The organism is Kitasatospora sp. NPDC001261 (assembly GCF_042896795.1).
GTDB lineage: Bacteria > Actinomycetota > Actinomycetes > Streptomycetales > Streptomycetaceae > Kitasatospora.
Genome location: NZ_JBIAXP010000038.1, coordinates 33,966 through 50,269, shown reverse-complemented (window position 1 = coordinate 50,269; position 16,304 = coordinate 33,966). Strand labels below are relative to the sequence as shown.

General features: G+C 73.7%; 16 protein-coding genes. 11 read left to right on the top strand and 5 right to left on the bottom strand.

What is annotated here, in order from left to right; translation table 11 throughout:
• Positions 1-117 precede the first annotated feature (117 nt).
• Genes ACFY4B_RS37720 through ACFY4B_RS37690 form a run of 7 tightly spaced genes read left to right on the top strand, consistent with a single transcriptional unit; the run spans position 118 to position 6,664 of the window.
• Positions 118-648, top strand: a complete 531-nt coding sequence (locus ACFY4B_RS37720; protein WP_049652115.1) for an adenine phosphoribosyltransferase — start codon at positions 118-120, stop codon at positions 646-648.
• An 11-nt stretch (positions 649-659) separates the two neighbouring features.
• A complete protein-coding gene (locus ACFY4B_RS37715; protein WP_074004520.1) occupies positions 660-953 on the top strand; it encodes an acyl carrier protein in 294 nt (97 codons plus the stop codon).
• Positions 950-2,176: a cytochrome P450 gene (locus ACFY4B_RS37710; RefSeq protein WP_049652117.1), complete on the top strand. Its 1,227-nt coding sequence runs from the start codon at positions 950-952 to the stop codon at positions 2,174-2,176. The genes ACFY4B_RS37715 and ACFY4B_RS37710 overlap by 4 nt, the downstream gene beginning before the upstream one ends.
• Before the next feature lie 5 nt (positions 2,177-2,181).
• A complete protein-coding gene (locus ACFY4B_RS37705) occupies positions 2,182-3,639 on the top strand; it encodes an amino acid adenylation domain-containing protein (protein ID WP_387975671.1) in 1,458 nt (485 codons plus the stop codon).
• A 25-nt stretch (positions 3,640-3,664) separates the two neighbouring features.
• Positions 3,665-4,450, top strand: coding sequence for a thioesterase II family protein (locus tag ACFY4B_RS37700; protein WP_387975668.1), 786 nt, complete (start codon positions 3,665-3,667; stop codon positions 4,448-4,450).
• Entirely contained in the window at positions 4,447-5,481 is a 1,035-nt protein-coding gene (locus ACFY4B_RS37695) for a low specificity L-threonine aldolase (RefSeq protein ID WP_074004524.1), read from the top strand. Before ACFY4B_RS37700 ends, ACFY4B_RS37695 begins: the two co-directional genes overlap by 4 nt.
• Positions 5,482-5,503: 22 nt before the next feature.
• A complete protein-coding gene (locus tag ACFY4B_RS37690) occupies positions 5,504-6,664 on the top strand; it encodes an MFS transporter (protein WP_079272524.1) in 1,161 nt (386 codons plus the stop codon).
• Between the two features lie 109 nt (positions 6,665-6,773).
• On the opposite strand, the gene ACFY4B_RS37685 is transcribed toward ACFY4B_RS37690, so the two are convergent.
• Positions 6,774-7,421, bottom strand: coding sequence for an HNH endonuclease family protein (locus tag ACFY4B_RS37685; protein ID WP_049652121.1), 648 nt, complete (start codon positions 7,419-7,421; stop codon positions 6,774-6,776).
• A gap of 198 nt (positions 7,422-7,619) precedes the next feature.
• The gene (locus tag ACFY4B_RS37680) at positions 7,620-9,035 is read right to left on the bottom strand and encodes an amino acid permease (RefSeq protein WP_387975664.1); all 1,416 of its coding nucleotides are present in this window, start codon (positions 9,033-9,035) and stop codon (positions 7,620-7,622) included.
• A 457-nt stretch (positions 9,036-9,492) separates the two neighbouring features.
• Between ACFY4B_RS37680 and ACFY4B_RS37675 the strand changes: the two genes are divergently transcribed.
• On the top strand, positions 9,493-9,708 hold the full coding sequence (locus tag ACFY4B_RS37675) for a hypothetical protein (protein ID WP_049652123.1): 216 nt from the start codon (positions 9,493-9,495) through the stop codon (positions 9,706-9,708).
• 78 nt (positions 9,709-9,786) lie between these two features.
• On the opposite strand, the gene ACFY4B_RS37670 is transcribed toward ACFY4B_RS37675, so the two are convergent.
• Positions 9,787-10,779, bottom strand: coding sequence for a deoxyribonuclease IV (locus ACFY4B_RS37670; protein WP_259316953.1), 993 nt, complete (start codon positions 10,777-10,779; stop codon positions 9,787-9,789).
• 199 nt (positions 10,780-10,978) lie between these two features.
• Here ACFY4B_RS37670 and ACFY4B_RS37665 point away from each other — a divergent pair, with 199 nt between their 5' ends.
• From ACFY4B_RS37665 to ACFY4B_RS37655, 3 genes are all read left to right on the top strand, one after another.
• Positions 10,979-12,343: a cytochrome P450 gene (locus ACFY4B_RS37665; RefSeq protein WP_387975660.1), complete on the top strand. Its 1,365-nt coding sequence runs from the start codon at positions 10,979-10,981 to the stop codon at positions 12,341-12,343.
• 390 nt (positions 12,344-12,733) lie between these two features.
• Positions 12,734-13,816: a nitrous oxide reductase family maturation protein NosD gene (locus tag ACFY4B_RS37660; protein ID WP_074004526.1), complete on the top strand. Its 1,083-nt coding sequence runs from the start codon at positions 12,734-12,736 to the stop codon at positions 13,814-13,816.
• 66 nt (positions 13,817-13,882) lie between these two features.
• A complete protein-coding gene (locus ACFY4B_RS37655; RefSeq protein ID WP_074004527.1) occupies positions 13,883-14,917 on the top strand; it encodes a methyltransferase in 1,035 nt (344 codons plus the stop codon).
• Between the two features lie 103 nt (positions 14,918-15,020).
• Here the strand turns inward: ACFY4B_RS37655 and ACFY4B_RS37650 are convergent, their stop codons facing one another.
• Positions 15,021-15,716, bottom strand: a complete 696-nt coding sequence (locus ACFY4B_RS37650) for a class F sortase (protein ID WP_387975657.1) — start codon at positions 15,714-15,716, stop codon at positions 15,021-15,023.
• 102 nt (positions 15,717-15,818) lie between these two features.
• Entirely contained in the window at positions 15,819-16,271 is a 453-nt protein-coding gene (locus ACFY4B_RS37645) for a hypothetical protein (RefSeq protein ID WP_387975654.1), read from the bottom strand.
• Positions 16,272-16,304: the final 33 nt, after the last annotated feature.

Below are 16,304 nucleotides of genomic sequence, written 5' to 3'. Positions count from 1 at the left end.
TCCTGGCGTGCCCGCGTGCTCACGTACCCGCGTGCTCACGTGCTCACGTGCCCGACTGCTCACGGGCTCGAGCGCTCGCCGGGACCTTTCACTGTCGTACGGCAGCAAGGAGGACTCATGAAGACCGGTCATCAGCGGGACGGCGAATCAACGGTTCCAGTGTTCAAGGACTTCCGGGCCGGTGTGGCGTTTCGCGACGTCATGCCCGTCCTGGCCAGCCGGGAGTCCTTCGGTGCGGCGATCGACGGCCTCACGGAGTGGTCGACTCCACTCGCCCCGGACTACGTCGCCGGCATAGACGCGCGCGGCTTCATCCTCGGTGGGGCCCTGGCGGACCGCCTGGGCTGCGGCTTCCTGGCCATTCGCAAAGAGGGGAAGCTGCCGGGCGAGACGGTGGGGCGGACGTTCTCCGGCGAATACTCGACCGACCGGATCGAGATTCGCAAGGACCTGGTGCCGCCCGGTGCCCGGGTCCTCATCCATGACGACATCGTCGCGACCGGGAACTCGGTGGCGGCCGCCGTGGAAATGCTCGAGGAGCTGGGCGCCACGGTGGTCGGAATCACGTGCTTGATCGAGAAGTCGTTCCTGAAGGGAAGGTCGCGCGTGAGCGTGCCTCTCTTCTCGGTCTATTCCTTCGACGCGTAAGGGAGTTGCTCGTGGCAGTGGAAACAGCACGGCAGACGTCGGTCCAGGAACGCCTCACACAATTATGGGCCGCCCGGCTGGAGATCTCGTCGATCGGCCTGGACGAGGACTTCTTCGAACTCGGCGGCGACTCGCTGACCGCCGCGGAACTGCAGGGGGACATCGACCGGGAATTCGGGGTGGAGGTGTCGGCCACGACCCTCTTCCTGTCGCCCACCATCGCGGAGTTGACCCAGGTGATCGAAGAGGCGGTGGCGGCGGCCCGGCCCGGGACGGCCGAGGCGTACCCGGGAGGCCGGCAGTGAGCACCGGCACGGCGGGAGACCTCACCGATCCCGCGCTCTACTCCCAGGGCGAACCGCACGAGGTCTGGCGCCGCCTCCGCGAACACGACCCGGTCCACTGGCAGCCGAACTCCGGCCGTGGCGGCGGCTACTGGGTCGTCACCCGGTACGCCGACGTCGAGCGGGTGCTGCACGACTACTCCGCCTTCACCTCCGAGCGGGGCACCCTGCTCAACCTGCTCGGCCGAGGCGACCCGGCGGCCGGGAAGCAGCTGGCGGCGACCGACCCGCCGCACCACGACCGGGCGCGGATCCCGCTCAAGCAGGCCCTCGCCGTCAAGCCGCTCGCCTCGTTCTCCGACCGGATCCAGGCCGGCATCCGTGACCTGCTCGCCCCCGGAGCCGACGGGCAGCCCTTCGACTTCGCGGTCGCGATGGCCCGGCTGCCCCTGGTCGCCCTCAGCCCCATCCTCGGGCTGCCCGCAGAGGACCACGAGCGCCTCATCCGCCTGGCCATGATGTCAACGGCGGAGGAGGACCCGGAGTTCCAGCTGCCGGGCGGCGTGGAGCCGACCCTCAAGCGCGGCCACCGGGAGATCTTCGCCTACTTCTCGGACCTGGTCCGGGCCCGGCTGCGGGATCCCGGCGACGACCTGATCAGCGTGCTGGCCGAGACCGAGGTGGACGGCGAGCCCATCTCGACCGGCTCGGTGATCTCCAACTGCTACAGCATGTTGCTGGGTTCGGCCGGAACGCTGCCGCACGTCCCGATCGCCGCGATCGTCGAACTGGCCGGCAGCCCGCGGTACGAGGACTGGGCCTCGCACCCGGAGCTGCTGGACTCCGGCATCGAGGAGGCCCTGCGCTGGGCCACGCCGGCCAGCAACTTCATGCGTTACGCGCTCCAGCCGGTCGAACTCTCCGGCGTGCGGATCGCCGAGGGCGACGCCGTGGTCGCCTACCTCGCCTCGGCCAACCGGGACGCCGAGGTCTTCCCCGACCCCGACGTGTTCGACATCCGGCGCCGCCCCAACCGGCACCTCGCCTTCGGGGTCGGCCACCACTACTGCGTCGGCTCGCACCTCGCCCGGCTGGCCCTGCGCCTGCTGTTCACCGAGCTGTTCGCGACGTTCTCCTCGATCGAGGTGGTCGGCGGGATCGAGCGGATGCACTCGACGTTCCTGGCCGGCTTCAAGCGGGTGCCCGTCGCGGGCGTGCCCCGCGGGGCCACCGTGAAGGGCTGAGGCGGATGACCCACTGGGTACCGGACCTGCCGGTCGTGCCGCTCGACGCCCCGCCGCACATCCTCGACCTGGTCGAACCGTTCCGGGGCCGGGGCGCGGCGGTCGTGGACGCCGGGGGATCGCTCGACCACGCCGAGCTGGACGAGCGGTCCGCCGTGGTCGCCACCGCGCTGCGGGCCGCCGGGGTGGAGCCGGACAGCCCGGTCGTCGTGCACGCGCGGCTGTCCCGCTGGGCGGTCGTCGCCATGCTCGGGGTGCTGCGGGCCGGAGCGCGGTACGTCCCCGTGGACGCGGGGTTCCCGGTCGCCAGGCAGCGCTACATCGCGGAGGCCAGCGGCGCGCGGTTCGCGGTGTCGGAGCCCGGGCTGGACGTCCGGCTCGACGGCCTCCGCACGGTGCCGGCCGACACCGACGGCCCCCGGGGCGGGACCGTCCGCGGCACCCTGGCGTACACCTGCTTCACCAGCGGGTCGACCGGCCGGCCGAAGGGCGTCACGATCTCCGCCGCCGCGCTGGCGGCCTCGACCGCGGCCCGGCTCGCGTACTACCCGACGCCGGTCTCCACCTTCCTGCTCTGCTCGTCGATCTCCTTCGACAGCTCGGTCGCCGGCATCTACTGGACCCTGGCCTGCGGCGGCCGACTGGTCATCCCGAGCGACCGCCCGGCGGACCTGCTGGCGGTCGGCCGGGCCGCGCGGGACCACCGGGCGTCGCACCTGCTCATGCTCCCGTCGCTCTACGACATCGCCCTGCGCGGCGGCCTCGCCGAGCGGGCCGACACGCTCTCCACGGTGATCGTCGCCGGGGAGGCCTGCCCGCCCGACCTGGTCCGGCAGCACTTCGACGCGCTCCCGCGCACCCGGCTCTACAACGAGTACGGCCCGACGGAGTGCACGGTGTGGAGCGCGGTCCACGAGTGCACCCCGGCGGACGCGGACCTCCCGGACGTGCCGATCGGCGGCGCCGTCCCCGGGACCAGCCTCTACGTCCGCTCCGCCGACGGCGCCGCCGTGCCGCCCGGGGAGCCCGGGGAGCTCCACATCGGCGGCCCGGGCCTCGCCGAGCCGGCCCGCGAGCTCTACCGCACGGGGGACATCGTGTCCGTCACCGCCGGGGCCGAGCTGCGCTTCCACGGCCGGGCCGACCACCAGCTCAAACTCGGCGGGATGCGCGTCGACCGCTCCGAGATCGAACAGGCGCTGCGCACCCACCGGGACGTGGCGGCGGCCGCGGTCGGCGTCTGCACCGTCCAGGGGCGGAAGAAGGTGGTCGGCTTCGTCAGCCCGACCACCGGGGAGGTCGACCGGCGCAGCCTCCGGGCGCACCTCATCGAACGCCTGCCGGCCGTCGCCGTACCGAGCCGCATCGTGGCGCTGCCGCGGCTGCCCGTGCTGCCCAACGGCAAGGTCGACCACGGCGCGATCGACGAGCTGGCCCACGACACGCTGCTGCAGAAGAACTGACCGACGGAAGGAGGTGGGGACGACCGTGGCAGCACCCCGTTGGCTGATGTGCCGTCAGCGTCGCCCCGACGCCGCCCTGCGCCTCTACTGCTTCCCGCACAGCGGCGGTTCGCCCGGCGAGTACCTGCGCTGGGCGGACCGGCTGCCCGCCGAGGTCGAGGTGTGGGGTGTCCAACTCCCGGGCCGCGGAAGCAGGATGCGCGAGCCGGCCATGACCGACCTGCGGGAGCTGGTCGGCGCGTTGACGGAACAGGCCGAGTTCACCGGCCCGTACGCCTTCCTCGGGCACAGCCTCGGCGCGATCGTCGCCTACGAGACGGCCGTCGCGCTGCGGGCGCTCGGACGCCCGGAGCCGGAGCGGCTCATCGTGTCCGTGAACGGCCCCCCGCACCTGCACCGCCCCGGACTGCCGCTCCACCTCCTCGACGGCGTCGACTTCGTCCCCCGGGTCGAGGAGCGGTACGGGCCGCTGCCGCCGGAACTCGGGAACGACCCGCGGATGCGCGAGCTGTACCTGGCCAACCTGCACGCGGACCTGACCGTCGTCGCGACCTACCGGCACGTCCCGACCGCCCCGCTGAGCTGCCCCGTCCTCGCGCTCGGCGCCACCGACGACTGGGAGGACGAGGGCCGGCTGCGCGAGTGGGGCCGGCACACCACCGGCCCGTCCGACGTCCGGATCCTTCCGGGCGGCCACTTCTACTTCCGGGACCACCCGGACCTCTTCTTCGACTGCCTGACGGACAGCCTCGGCGCCCTCACCGGTGCCCCGGCCGTCCGTTCGGCACCCGACCCCAAGGGAGCGCCGTGACCAGCCAGACCATCGACCTGCGGAGCGACACCGTCACCAGGCCCAGCGCGGCCATGCGAGCCGCCATGGCCGCCGCCGAGGTCGGCGACGACACCCTCGGCGACGACCCCACGGTGATCCGGCTGGAACGGATGCTCGCCGACGCCTTCGGGTTCACCGGCGCGCTGTTCCTGCCCAGCGGGGTCATGGCCAACCAGCTCGCGCTCCGGCTGCTGGTGCCGCCCGGGCAGGAGCTGCTGGCCGACGCCGGCGCGCACTTCCTGCTCTACGAGGACGGCGGAGTCGCCTGGCACGGCGGGATCCTGACCCGGACGACGGTCTCCGAGGACGGCCTGATCGACCCGGAGGTGCTCGCCCGGATGATCCGTCCCGCCACCGCCTACGGCAGCGGGACCCGGGCGGTGGCGGTGGAGAACACCCACAACGCCGCCGGCGGCGTGGTGTACCCGCTGGCCGCGCTGGAGGAGATCCGGCGGGTCACCCGCGAGGCCGGGGTCACGGTGCACTGCGACGGCGCCCGGATCTGGAACGCCCACGTCGCCAGCGGCGTCCCCTTCGAGGCCTACGGAGCCTGTTTCGACACGCTGTCCCTCTGCTTCTCCAAGGGGCTCGGCGCGCCCGCCGGCACCGTGCTGCTCCTGGACGCCGACCGCGTGGAGGAGGCCCGGGTCATGCGGCACCGGATGGGCGGCTCCATGCGGCAGACCGGGATCCTGGCCGCCGCCGCCATCCACGCCTTCGAGCACAACATCGGGCGGATGGCCGAGGACCACGCGAACGCGGCCCTGATCGCCGGTCTGCTGCGCGACGGCGGACTGGACGTCCGGGAGCCGCAGACCAACCTGGTGTTCGTGGAAGTGCCCGACGCGGCAGGGGTGCAGGAGCTCTGCGCGGCGTCCGGCGTTAGGGTCTCGGTGATGGGACCGCAAACGGTCCGCCTGGTGGCCCACTTGGACGTCGACAAGCAGCAGTGCGAGCGGGCGGCACTGACGGTCGCCGAGGCTGTCGCCCAACTGGCCACGGGCAACTGAGCACGTGTAGGAGCAGCTTGAGATGTCGTTCCGAGTGTGGCTGTCGGCCAGGTTCTTCCTGTTCTTCCTGACCTGGAGCTCGTACCTCTCCTACTGGGGGGTCTGGCTGCTCGCTTCCGGTTTCGGACCGACGGAGGTCACCGCGGTCATCACCGCCGGTCTGCTGTCGCGCTCGGTCTCCATCGCCGTCGTCTTCCCGGTGCTCTGCCGGACGGTCCCGCTCCGGAGACTGTCGCAGCTGCTCGCCTGGACGGCGACGGCGCTCAGCCCGCTCTATCTGACGCACCCTCAGTTCGCTTCCATGATGGTGGTGTCGGTGCTCGTCGGCGTCAGCTACCCGCTGCTGATGCCGTTGAGCGAGACCCTCGCGACCATCGGCGCGGCGAACGGGCAGGTCGACTACGGGAGCGTCCGCTACTTCGGTTCGGCGGGGTTCCTCTTCGGCCTGGGCGTGTCCGGCGTGGTCGGGCGGACGGTCGGCAGCGGCGCGCTGGTGGGGGTCTTCGTCGTCGGGTGCCTGCTGCTAGCGCTGGCGGACCTGGCGCACCCCGTCGGGTTCCCGACGGTGGCGACCGTGGCCGGCGGCGGCCGAGGCCGCCTGCTGCGCAACCGCGTCTACGCGCTCGGCCTGGGCAGTTCCGTGCTGCTCCAGGGCGCGCACGCGGCCTACTACGCCTTCGGCGTCGAGTACTTCGGCCGGCTCGGCGTGTCGAGCATCAACGTCAGCCTCATGCTGGCGCTGGCCGTGGGGTGCGAGCTGCTCCTGTTCAAGTACGCGGGGCCGATGCTCGGCCGCTACCCGGTCCCGGTCCTCTTCGCCGCCGCCGCGGTGCTCTCGGTGCTGCGCTGGGGCCTGCTCGCGGTGCCGATGCCGCTGGTGTGCGTCGTGCTCACCCAGACGCTCCACGCGGGCACCTTCGCGCTGACCCACGTCGCGCACGCGCGCTGCGTGCAGGGCCACGTCCCCGAGGACCTCTGGTCGGACGCCCAGGCGCTCTACGCCGGGTTGGCCATCGGCCTCGGTGTCGCCGCCGTCACCGCCGTCACCGGCCCGCTCTACGCGGCCTCCCCGCACTGGGCGTTCCTGGCGATGGCCGCGGTCTGCCTGCCCTGCTTCCTGCTGGTCCGGTGGCAGGTCAGGCTGCTGCGGGACGGGGCGGAGGTTCCCGAGCGGGTCGCGTGAGCGCGCCGTCCGGGTGCCGCCGCGCCGCTGTACCGGCGTACCCGGGCGGGGCGCGTACGGCACCGCGGCCCGGCGCGGGGTGAGCGCCGGGCCGCGGGGGCCGCGGGGTTCAGCAGTTGGCGAGGATGCCGGTGAGCGCGTTCTTCTCGGCGCTGTCCACGCTCAGGCCGTAGTACTGCTTCACCTGCACCCAGGCGCGGGCGTAGGTGCAGCGGTAGGAGGCCTGGGGGAGCCACTCGGCCGGGTCGCGGTCGCCCTTGGAGCGGTTGCTGCTCGCGGAGACCAGCAGCAGCTGGGGGCGGGTGACGTCGTTGGCGAAGGCCTGGCGCTGGGGGGTGGTCCAGGCCCAGGCGCCGGAGGCCCAGGCCTCGGAGAGCGGCACCAGGTGGTCGACGTCGAAGGAGGAGGCGTTGGTGGTGGTCGCGCCGTCGTACGGCGAGGACCAGTTGCCGCTGGTGGCCTTGCAGGAGGTGTCGGTGGCGACGTTGCTGCCGTCCCGCTTGACGACCCACTCGCGGGTGTCGCAGGTGCCGCTGACGGTGATCCAGGTCGGGAACAGCGTGCGGTCGTAGGTGTCGCCGTGGGTCTCCGCGGTGGCGGGCATCGCGGCGAGGTACGTGCGGGCGGTGGCCGCGGAGATCGGGGTCGGCAGGGCGGCCTGGGCGGGGGTGCCGGCCGTGACGACGGTCACGGCGGCGAGGACGGCGGCCACCGGTATGCAGGACAGGAACCGGCGTGCGGGTGCGCTGGGGGCCATGGCGGACGCTCCATCATCAGATCGGATGAACTGCTGAATTGCGTGCGCCAGTGTGGCGATTCGATGACCTACGCGGGTAGACCCGGGAAGTGAAATCCTCGTGCACATCGGACGTGCACCGGACAAGTCCGGCGCGCGCCACGGAGGTTCACGAGGATTTCAGGGGATGTGTCGGCTTCTCCGACTGCCGCCGGGAGTTCAGTCGCGGCGCCGGCCCGCCATCCAGACGTAGACCAGGATGCCCGCGAACAGGAACAGGACGCCCTGGTAGACGGCGGCGTAGCCGGCCCCGGCGAGCAGCCAGATCGAGAAGGCGAAGGCGCCCAGGCCGAGGACGGCGTCGCGCACCAGCCGCCCGCCGTCGACCTTCTCGCCGGCCCCGCGCACCAGCCAGTACAGCTGGGCGGCGGTGGAGAGCAGGTACGGCACCGTCGCGGTGAAGGTGGTGACCAGCACCAGCATGTCGAAGGCGCCCTTCGCGCCGCTGGCGAAGTTGAGCACGGTCAGCGCCGAGGCCAGCGCCACGCTGACCAGCACGCCGAAGGTCGGCACCCCGCGCCGCTCCTTGCCGAAGGCGGCCGGGAACAGGCCGTCCTTGGCGGCCGCGTACGGGGCCTGGGCGGAGAGCAGGGTCCAGCCGTTGAGGGCGCCGGTCATCGAGACCAGCGCGGCGACGGCGATCGCCGTGCCGCCCCAGGTGCCGCCGAACATCGCGTTCACGGCGTCCGAGAACGGCGCGGCGGAGTGGACGAGCTGCTGGTGCGCCACGGTGCCGAACACCGCGAGGGTGCCGAGCAGGTAGACCACCGCCGCACCGGCCGTCCCGAGCACGCTGGCCCGGCCGACGTTGCGCTCCGGGTCGCGGACCTTGCCGGCGCTCATCGCCGCCGACTCCACACCCAGGTAGCTGAACAGCAGGATCGCCGCGGCGGCGGACATCCCGCCGGCCCAGCCCTGGCCGCTGGCGTCGAAGGGCCCGAGGTTCTTCGGGTCGAAGAAGAACAGCCCGCCCACCGCGACCAGCAGCAGCGGGACGAACTTCAGCACGGTGGAGACGAGTTGGACCGCCCCGACGTAGCGGGTGCCGGCCAGGTTGGCCAGCGCCGGCAGCCACTGGAAGGCCAGCGCGGCGGTGATCTCCAGCGGGATGGAGTGGTGCAGCGGCAGCAGCACGTCCAGGTACCCGACGGCGGCCACGGCGAGCGCGGCGTTGCTGACCCAGGTGGTGATCCAGTACGACCAGGCGGACAGGAAGCCGGCGAAGTCCCCGAAGGCCTCGCGGGCGTAGACGTACGGTCCGCCGGTGCGCGGGTTGCGGCGGGCCAGCTGCCCGAAGACCAGCGCCAGCGCGATCGCGCCCACGGTGAGCACCACGAAGGCGACCAGGCTGACCGTGCCGAACGGGGCCACGGCGGCCGGGATCATGAAGATGCCGCCGCCGATGATGTTGCCCATCACCAGGGCGGTGGCGGTCGTCAGCCCGAAGCGGCGGCCGCCCTTCCGCGGCGTCGGGCCGGTCGGTGCGGTGCCGGTGGGCGGGGAGCCGGCCGGCCCCGGGGTCTCCGGGCCGCTCGGTCGGGTCGCCTGCCGGGGTGCGGCGGGACTGGTCTGCATGAGGGTGGTGCGCCTTTCGTGGTGCTGCTCCTGCTGCCGCCGGGTTGCGCGGCCGCGCTCGCTGCTGCTCCCGCCCGGTGGAGCGGTGGAGCGCCATGGAGCGACCGTTCATGCTCGGACCGGGCGGCACTGTGCACCAAATCGACGGGATTTGTTCAGTTCGCCGGGTCCATCACCGCAAGACTTGCGGTCGCGGGGCGGCCGGACGGGTACTCGTCCGGCGCCCTCCTCGCGGCTGTTCGACCGGATTCACGGACGTACGCCCGGATTCGTCCGGTCGGGGGAGTTGCCTCACCCGATTGCCTCAGCCCGGTTGCGGCGCGCGCCCGAAGCCGTGCGTTCGTGTGCCAACGTGGGCGCGGCGCCTCCCCGGTGGGGCGCGCCCAGCCCGTCGGGCGGCCGAACCGGCCGGTCGGGGGCGCGGGTTGAGGACCAGAGACGAACCAAAGGACAGCAGATGTCGCTTCGTGGGAAGATCCGCAAGCTCGCCGTGATCGTCGCCGTGGCCGGTGCCGTGGTGGCGGTCCCGACCTCGGCCATGGCGGGGGGCTTCGCTCCGACGCAGTCGGAGGGGCAGAGCCTGGAGTCCGGCTCCGCGGGCGTCGGCCTGTTCGGCCCGCACGCCACCTGGTTCAACTTCGCCGAGCACGGCGAGAGCGACTGCGGCTGCTGATCCCCTCCGCACCCCGAGCCCGGAGGCCGTCCGTCGGCCTCCGGGCTCACCGCTGTCCGGCGACGGGAGGCCCCGGGCTCACGGCCGCCCGGCGGCAGCGGCCTCCAGCAGCCTCGCGGCGCGGGCCCCGGTGCCCCGGACCGCCGCCCGCTCCCGCAGCTCCTTCAGCACCGCGATGTCCATCGCGTGCCCGGTGCCGTCCCCGCCGTGCTTGCGGTCCGGGGTCTCCACCACCAGCGGCACCCCGGCCGTCTCCGGGTGCTCGAACAGCTCGCGGAAGGGCTCGGCGCCGATCATCCCGGCGCCGATGTTGGCGTGCCGGTCCTTGCGGGCGCCGACGACGTCCTCGGAGTCGTTGGCGTGGATCAGCCGCAGCCGGCCCGGCCCCGCGGCGGCGGCCAGGGCGTCCAGGGCGGCCGTCACCCCGCCCGGCTCCGCCAGGTCGTGCCCGGCGGCGAAGGCGTGGCAGGTGTCCAGGCAGACCCCCACCTTCGGGTGATGGTCCAGCGCCTCCATGTACGCGGCCAGCTCCTCCAGCCGCGAGCAGAGCGAGCTGCCCTGCCCCGCCGTCGGCTCCAGCAGCAGCCAGGGCGCGTCGTCGCCGAGCCCGTCCAGCTCCTCCAGCAGCGGCCGGACGTCCGACCGGACCTGCGCCATCGCCTCGGCCCGGCGCGAGCCGCCGCCGGGCGCGCTGCCGACCGCCGAGCCGGTGTGCAGGACGACGCCGAGCGCGCCGATGGCGTGGCCGCGGCGCAGCGAGTGCCGCAGCGAGTCGGCCGAGCGCTCCCGGGTGGCCGGGTTGTCCGAGCCGAAGTTGATCAGGTACGGGGCGTGCACCCAGGCCGGGACGCCCCGCTCGGCGCAGGCGGTGCGGAACTCCTCGTCCTGCGCCGGGTTGCCCGGGGGAGTGGCCCAGCCGCGCGGGTTGGCCACGAACACCTGGACCGTCTCCGCACCGACCCGGCCCGCGTACGCCAGGCCGGTGCCGGCCAGCCCGCGACCGGCCACCGGGACGTGCGCGCCGATCGGGTTGCGGAGGGCGGCGACGGACGGTACGGGTGCGGTGGTCATGGCCCCGAGCATGCCACGCGCCCGGCCCCGGTCGTCGGGCGGGCCGGTTCGGGAGGTCCGGCGGCCGGGCTCCCGGCGGCCCGAGGAAAAGGTTCTCTGTGCTCGATCGAGTGAATCCCGCCTGGAAACCGGGGACCGTGCCGTCCGCATCCGTCACGATCCGGGACCAGAGGACCGCACGACCACCGAGGAGGCAGCCGTGACCACCGCCGAGCCGGCCGAGACCGTCGACCTGCGTGCCGACCACCTGATCCGCGACCCCTTCGCCGCCTTCGCCGACCTGCGCGAGCGCGCCCCGCTCGCCCGCGCCACCATCCCCGGCGTGGAGCCGTTCTGGATCGCCGTCCGCTACCAGGACGTCCGCACCGTGCTGTCCGACCCGCGCTTCGTCAACGACGTGAACGCCGTCGACGGCCCCGTTCCCGACCACCTGACCGCAGACCGGCTCGCCGCCGACGGCCCGACTCCCGACGGGACCGCCACACCCGTCCCCGTGCACCGCACCGAGCAGGTCTGGCGCGCTCGGGGTATGCCGCCCGAGTGCGCGCAGTACCTGCGCGCCGGGGTCTTCGCCGCGGACGGCGCCCGGCACCGCCGGATGCGCGGTCTGGTGCACCCGGCCTTCACGGCCGGCGCCGTGGAGCGGCTGCGCCCCCGGATCGAACGGCTCGCCGAGGAGTACGCCCGGGCGCTGCCCGACCACGCCGACCCGGACGGCGTGGTCGACCTGGTCGCGCACTTCGCGTACCCGCTGCCCGTCACGGTGATCTGCGAGCTGCTCGGCATCCCCGAGTCCGACCGCCCACAGTGGCGCCGCTGGAGCTCCTACCTCGGCCGGGGCGCCGGGCCCGGCCTGGACGAGGCGTTGCGCGCCATGGTCGCCGCCGCCCGCTCGCTGGTCGAGCTCCGCCGGGGCGAACCCGCCGACGACCTGCTCTCCCGACTGGCGGCCGCGGAGGGCGACAGCCTCGCCCCGGTCGAGACCGTCTCGCTGATCCTCAACCTGGTCGTGGCCGGGCACGAGACCACCGCCACCCTGATCGGCAACGGCACGGCCGCGCTGCTCGCCCACCCCGAACAACTGGAGCTGCTCCGGGTCGACCCGGGCCGGCTGCCCGCCGCCGTCGACGAGCTGATGCGCTGGTGCGGCCCGACGATCGGTGGGGTGCCGCGCTACGCGACGGAGGACCTCACGCTGGCCGGCACCCTGGTCCGCAGGGGCGAGGCGGTGATGCCGATCCTGGCCGGAGCCAACCACGACCCGCGGGCCTATGCCGAGCCGGATCGCCTGGACATCTGCCGGGCGAGCACGCCGGACCGCGCCGGGCACCACGAGGCGCACCTGGGCTTCGGGCACGGCACCCATCGCTGCCTGGGTGCGGTGCTGGCGCACCAGGAAGCGGTGGTCGCCTTCGAGACGCTGCTGCGGACGTACCCGGAGTTGGCGCTCGCGGTCGGTCCGGAGGCCGTCGAGCGCGGACCGAACCCGGCCGCCTGGCACCTCGCCGCGCTGCCCGTCCGCCTCGGGCCGCAGGCCCCGGCCCGGGCAGCGGCCGCCGGCTGAGCCGGTCCACCGGGCCGCAGGTACCCGACGTACCCGCCGCCCGGAAACCCCCGAGACACACCCCGACGCGCCCGACCGCCGCCTGCGGTCGGGCGCGTCGCGCTGCCCGCCCCTCCCGACGTCCTCCCGCCGCCCGCGGTCGTCGCGCGCCCCGCCCGACCACCCGCTGCCGCGCCACGCCGGGCCCGTCCCACCCCTGGTCGACGCCCCGTCAGCCCCGCAGCCCAGCCCTGGTGGCGGGCCCACCGGGCCGCCCGTAGCGTCGACACGGCCGCATCCACCGGCCGTCACCGCCCGCGCACAGCGCGTCAGCCCCACCGCTGGACCGAGCGGAAGACCACCGCACCCGTACGAGCGCCGCGCGCGCCGAAAGGAAACAGGTCACCACTCATGCCCACGCGACGGGTCCACCACCTCGCCGCGGCCACCGCCGCCGCCACCGCCCTGACCACCGTCCTCACCTCGCTGGCCGCCGCTCCCGCGGCCCACGCCGCCCCCCGCTTCCCGCTGCACTTCGTCCAGCCCGGCGAATCGATTCAGCAGGCCGTCGACGCCGCCCGGCCCGGCGACACCGTCCAACTGCTCCCCGGCACCTACCAGGGCAGCGTCCGCATCACCACCCCCCGCCTCACCCTGCGCGGCTTCGGCGACGAGAGCGTGATCACCCCCGGGGACGGCGGCGAGAACGCCTGCGCCACCGCCGGGCACGGCATCTGCGTGGTCGGCACCGAGGAGGACCCGCTGTCCGACGTCAGGATCGACAGCCTCGCCGTCACCGGCTTCCGCAAGAACGGCATCGACGCCAGCGGCACCACCCGCCTGACCGTCCGCGGCACCTACGTCCACGACAACGGCCAGCAGGGCATCAGCCAGGAGATGTCCACCCGCGCCGTCATCCGCGGCAACCGCTCGGCCGACAACGGCCAGTCCGGCGTCTTCCTCGCCAACTACGCCTACCGCGAGGGCGGCTCGCCCGACACCGGCGGCACCGTGGTCGAGGGCAACGAGCTGACCGGCAACCGGGTCGGCGTCACCGTCCGCCGGCTGCGCGGGCTGGCCGTCCAGTCCAACGGGATCAGCGGCAACTGCGCCGGCGTCTTCGTGGTCGGCGACGAGGGCGTGCCCCGCGCCGGGGACCTCGACGTCCGGGACAACTCCGTCATCGGCAACAACAAGTTCTGCCCGGCCAACCCGCGCCTGGGCGCCATCCAGGGAGCCGGCATCGTCCTCACCGGTACCGAGGACACCCGGGTGACCGGCAACGAGGTGCGCGACAACACCGGCACCTCGGACTTCTCCGGCGGCATCGTCCTGTTCAAGAGCGTCGTCGGCGTCGCCAACGCCCGCGCCGTGATCGCCGACAACGAGCTGAGCGGCAACGGTCCGGCCGACCTCGCCGACCGCGACTCCGGCACCGACAACACCTTCGCCCGCAACACCTGCGGGCGCTCCGAGCCGGCCGGCCGCTGCTGAGCCCCGGTACCCCCTCGCCGCCCGCCGCCGCACCAGGAACTCCCTAGGACCCGAGGAAACCCAGCCATGACCACCGCACCCGTCCATACCAGCCCCCAGGCCGCGATGCGCCTGCGCGAGCTCGTCTTCGGCGCCGCCTGCGCCGCCGCCGTCCGCGCGGCCGCCCGGCTCGGCGTCGCCGACGTGCTCGGCGACACCCCGGCCACCGTGACCGACCTCGCCGTCGCCCTCGACACCGAGCCCCGCCAACTGCGCCGCCTGCTGCGCGCGCTCGCCTGCTACGGGCTCTTCGCGCAGAGCGGCGACGACCGCTTCGAGCACACCGAGATGTCCCGGCTGCTGCGCGAGGACGCCCCCAACTCGCTGCGCTACATCTCCCTCTGGTGCACCGAGCCGTGGACCTGGGAGGCCTGGCCGAAGCTGGACGAGGCGGTCCGCTCCGGCCGCAACGTCTTCCCCGACCTGTTCGGCAAGGAGTTCTTCGACTACCTGCACAGTGACGCGGGCGACTCGGCGAAGGTCTTCGACAAGGCGATGACCACCTCCAGCCGGCAGTCCGCCGAGGACTTCGCCGACTACCTGGACCTCACCGGCATCGACTCGGTGGCGGACATCGGCGGCGGCCAGGGCCACGTGCTCGCCAGCCTGCTGGAGAAGCACCCGGCGCTGCACGGCACCCTGCTCGACCTGCCCAAGGTGGTGGCCGGCGCCGACCCCCGGCTCCAGGACGGCGGCGCCTTCTCCGCCCGGGCCCGCCTCGTCCCGGGCGACTGCCGGACGGAGATCCCGGTCCGCGCCGACCTCTACATCATCAAGAACATCCTGGAGTGGGACGACGACAGCACCCGCCGCACCCTCGCCAACGTGGTGAAGGCGGCCGGCTCCGGCGCCCGCGTGGTGGTGGTGGAGAACCTGGTCGACAACAGCCCCTCGATGCGCTTCACCACCGCGATGGACCTGATGCTGATGCTCAACGTGGGCGGTGCCAAGCACTCCGAGGAGAGCATGGTCGGGCTGATGGCGGAGGCCGGACTGGTGGTCACCGCGGTCAACCCGGTCAACCCGTACCTGCACGCCTTCGAGGCCGTCGTGAGCGGCTGAGCCGACCCCCGCACACCTCCGTACGACGAGAACGGACCGTACGACCAGAACGACCGCCGGCCCCCGGACATCGGGGGCCGGCGGTCGTCGTGCGCGGGCCGGGTCAGGCGGGGTGCGAGGACTCCAGGTGGGCGAAGACCACCACGTTGTCCAGGTAGTCCCGCCGCTTCTTGTCGTACGCGCCGCCGCAGGTGATCAGCCGGAGCTGGGCGTCGGGGGTCCTGCCGTAGACCCTGGCGTCGGGGAAGGCGTTCTTGGCGAAGGTCTCCACCGAGTCCACCGAGAACACCGCGACCGTCCCGTCCGCGCGGCTCACCTCGACCTTGTTGCCCGGCAGCAGGAAACTCAGCAGCAGGAACACCGCCGGGCCCTTGGTGGTGTCCACGTGCCCGGCCAGCACCGCGCTGCCGCGCTCGCCCGGGGTGACGCCGTCCCGGTACCAGCCGACCAGGTTCTTGTCGTCCGGCGGCGGCGCGTCGAGCTGGCCCGCGGGGTTGAGGGCCAGCTCGGTGAACGGCGCGTCGACGGCGATCTGCGGGATCCGCAGCCGGGTCGGCTTGGCGCGTTTGAGCGCCGGCGTCCCCGGGGCGGCGGCCGGGGCCGCCGGGTCCGGGGCGCCGGCCCCCGCCGGCCCGGGGACGGCCGGCGCGGCGGCCGCCGGGGGAGCGGGCCTGCCGTCCTCCGCGCCCGCGTCCGACCGGGTGTCCACCGAGTTGTAGATCAGCAGCAGCCCGACCGCTGCCGTGCCCATCCCCGCGCGCAGCAGCCGGGGCATTCCAGAGGCGGGACCGCCCGTCATTCCTCTCCTCCGCTCAACCGGTTCCGCGACGGCCCGCCGCCCCCGGTGCGCCCGCCCCGTGCGGGCGGGCGCCCGGAGGCGGCGGAAGCAGGGTGCCCGGCGTCAGGCGACCGCGCCGGGGGCACGGCGGCCGCGGCGCAGGGCGTACGCGCCCGCCCCGAGGCCGCCGAGCAGCAGCACCGCGCCGGAGGCGAGCCCGCCACCGGACAGCGCCAGGCCGCCGCCACCGGTGTGCACGCCGCCGTGCGGGGACTTGTGGTCCTCGTCCCCCCTGGCCTCGCCGCCCTTGTGCTCGTCGGAACCCTTGTGCTCGTCGCCGCCCTTGTGTTCGTCGTCGCCCTTCCGATCGTCGGAGCCCTTGTGCTCCTCGGAGGCGCCGCCCTTCCTGTCGTCGTTGCCCTTGGAGTTGTCGGAGGCCCTCTCGGTCTTCTCCTGCTTCTCCTGCCAGGTCAGGTTCTTGCCCTGGTCGGCACCGTCGGCGAAGGCGATGGGGGTACCGACGGTCAGGACGGCGGCGACGGCCGCCCCGGCGAGCAGCGTGCGTGCAGAACGCATGAGGATGATCCTTCCGGCGCGCAGGACCGCGAC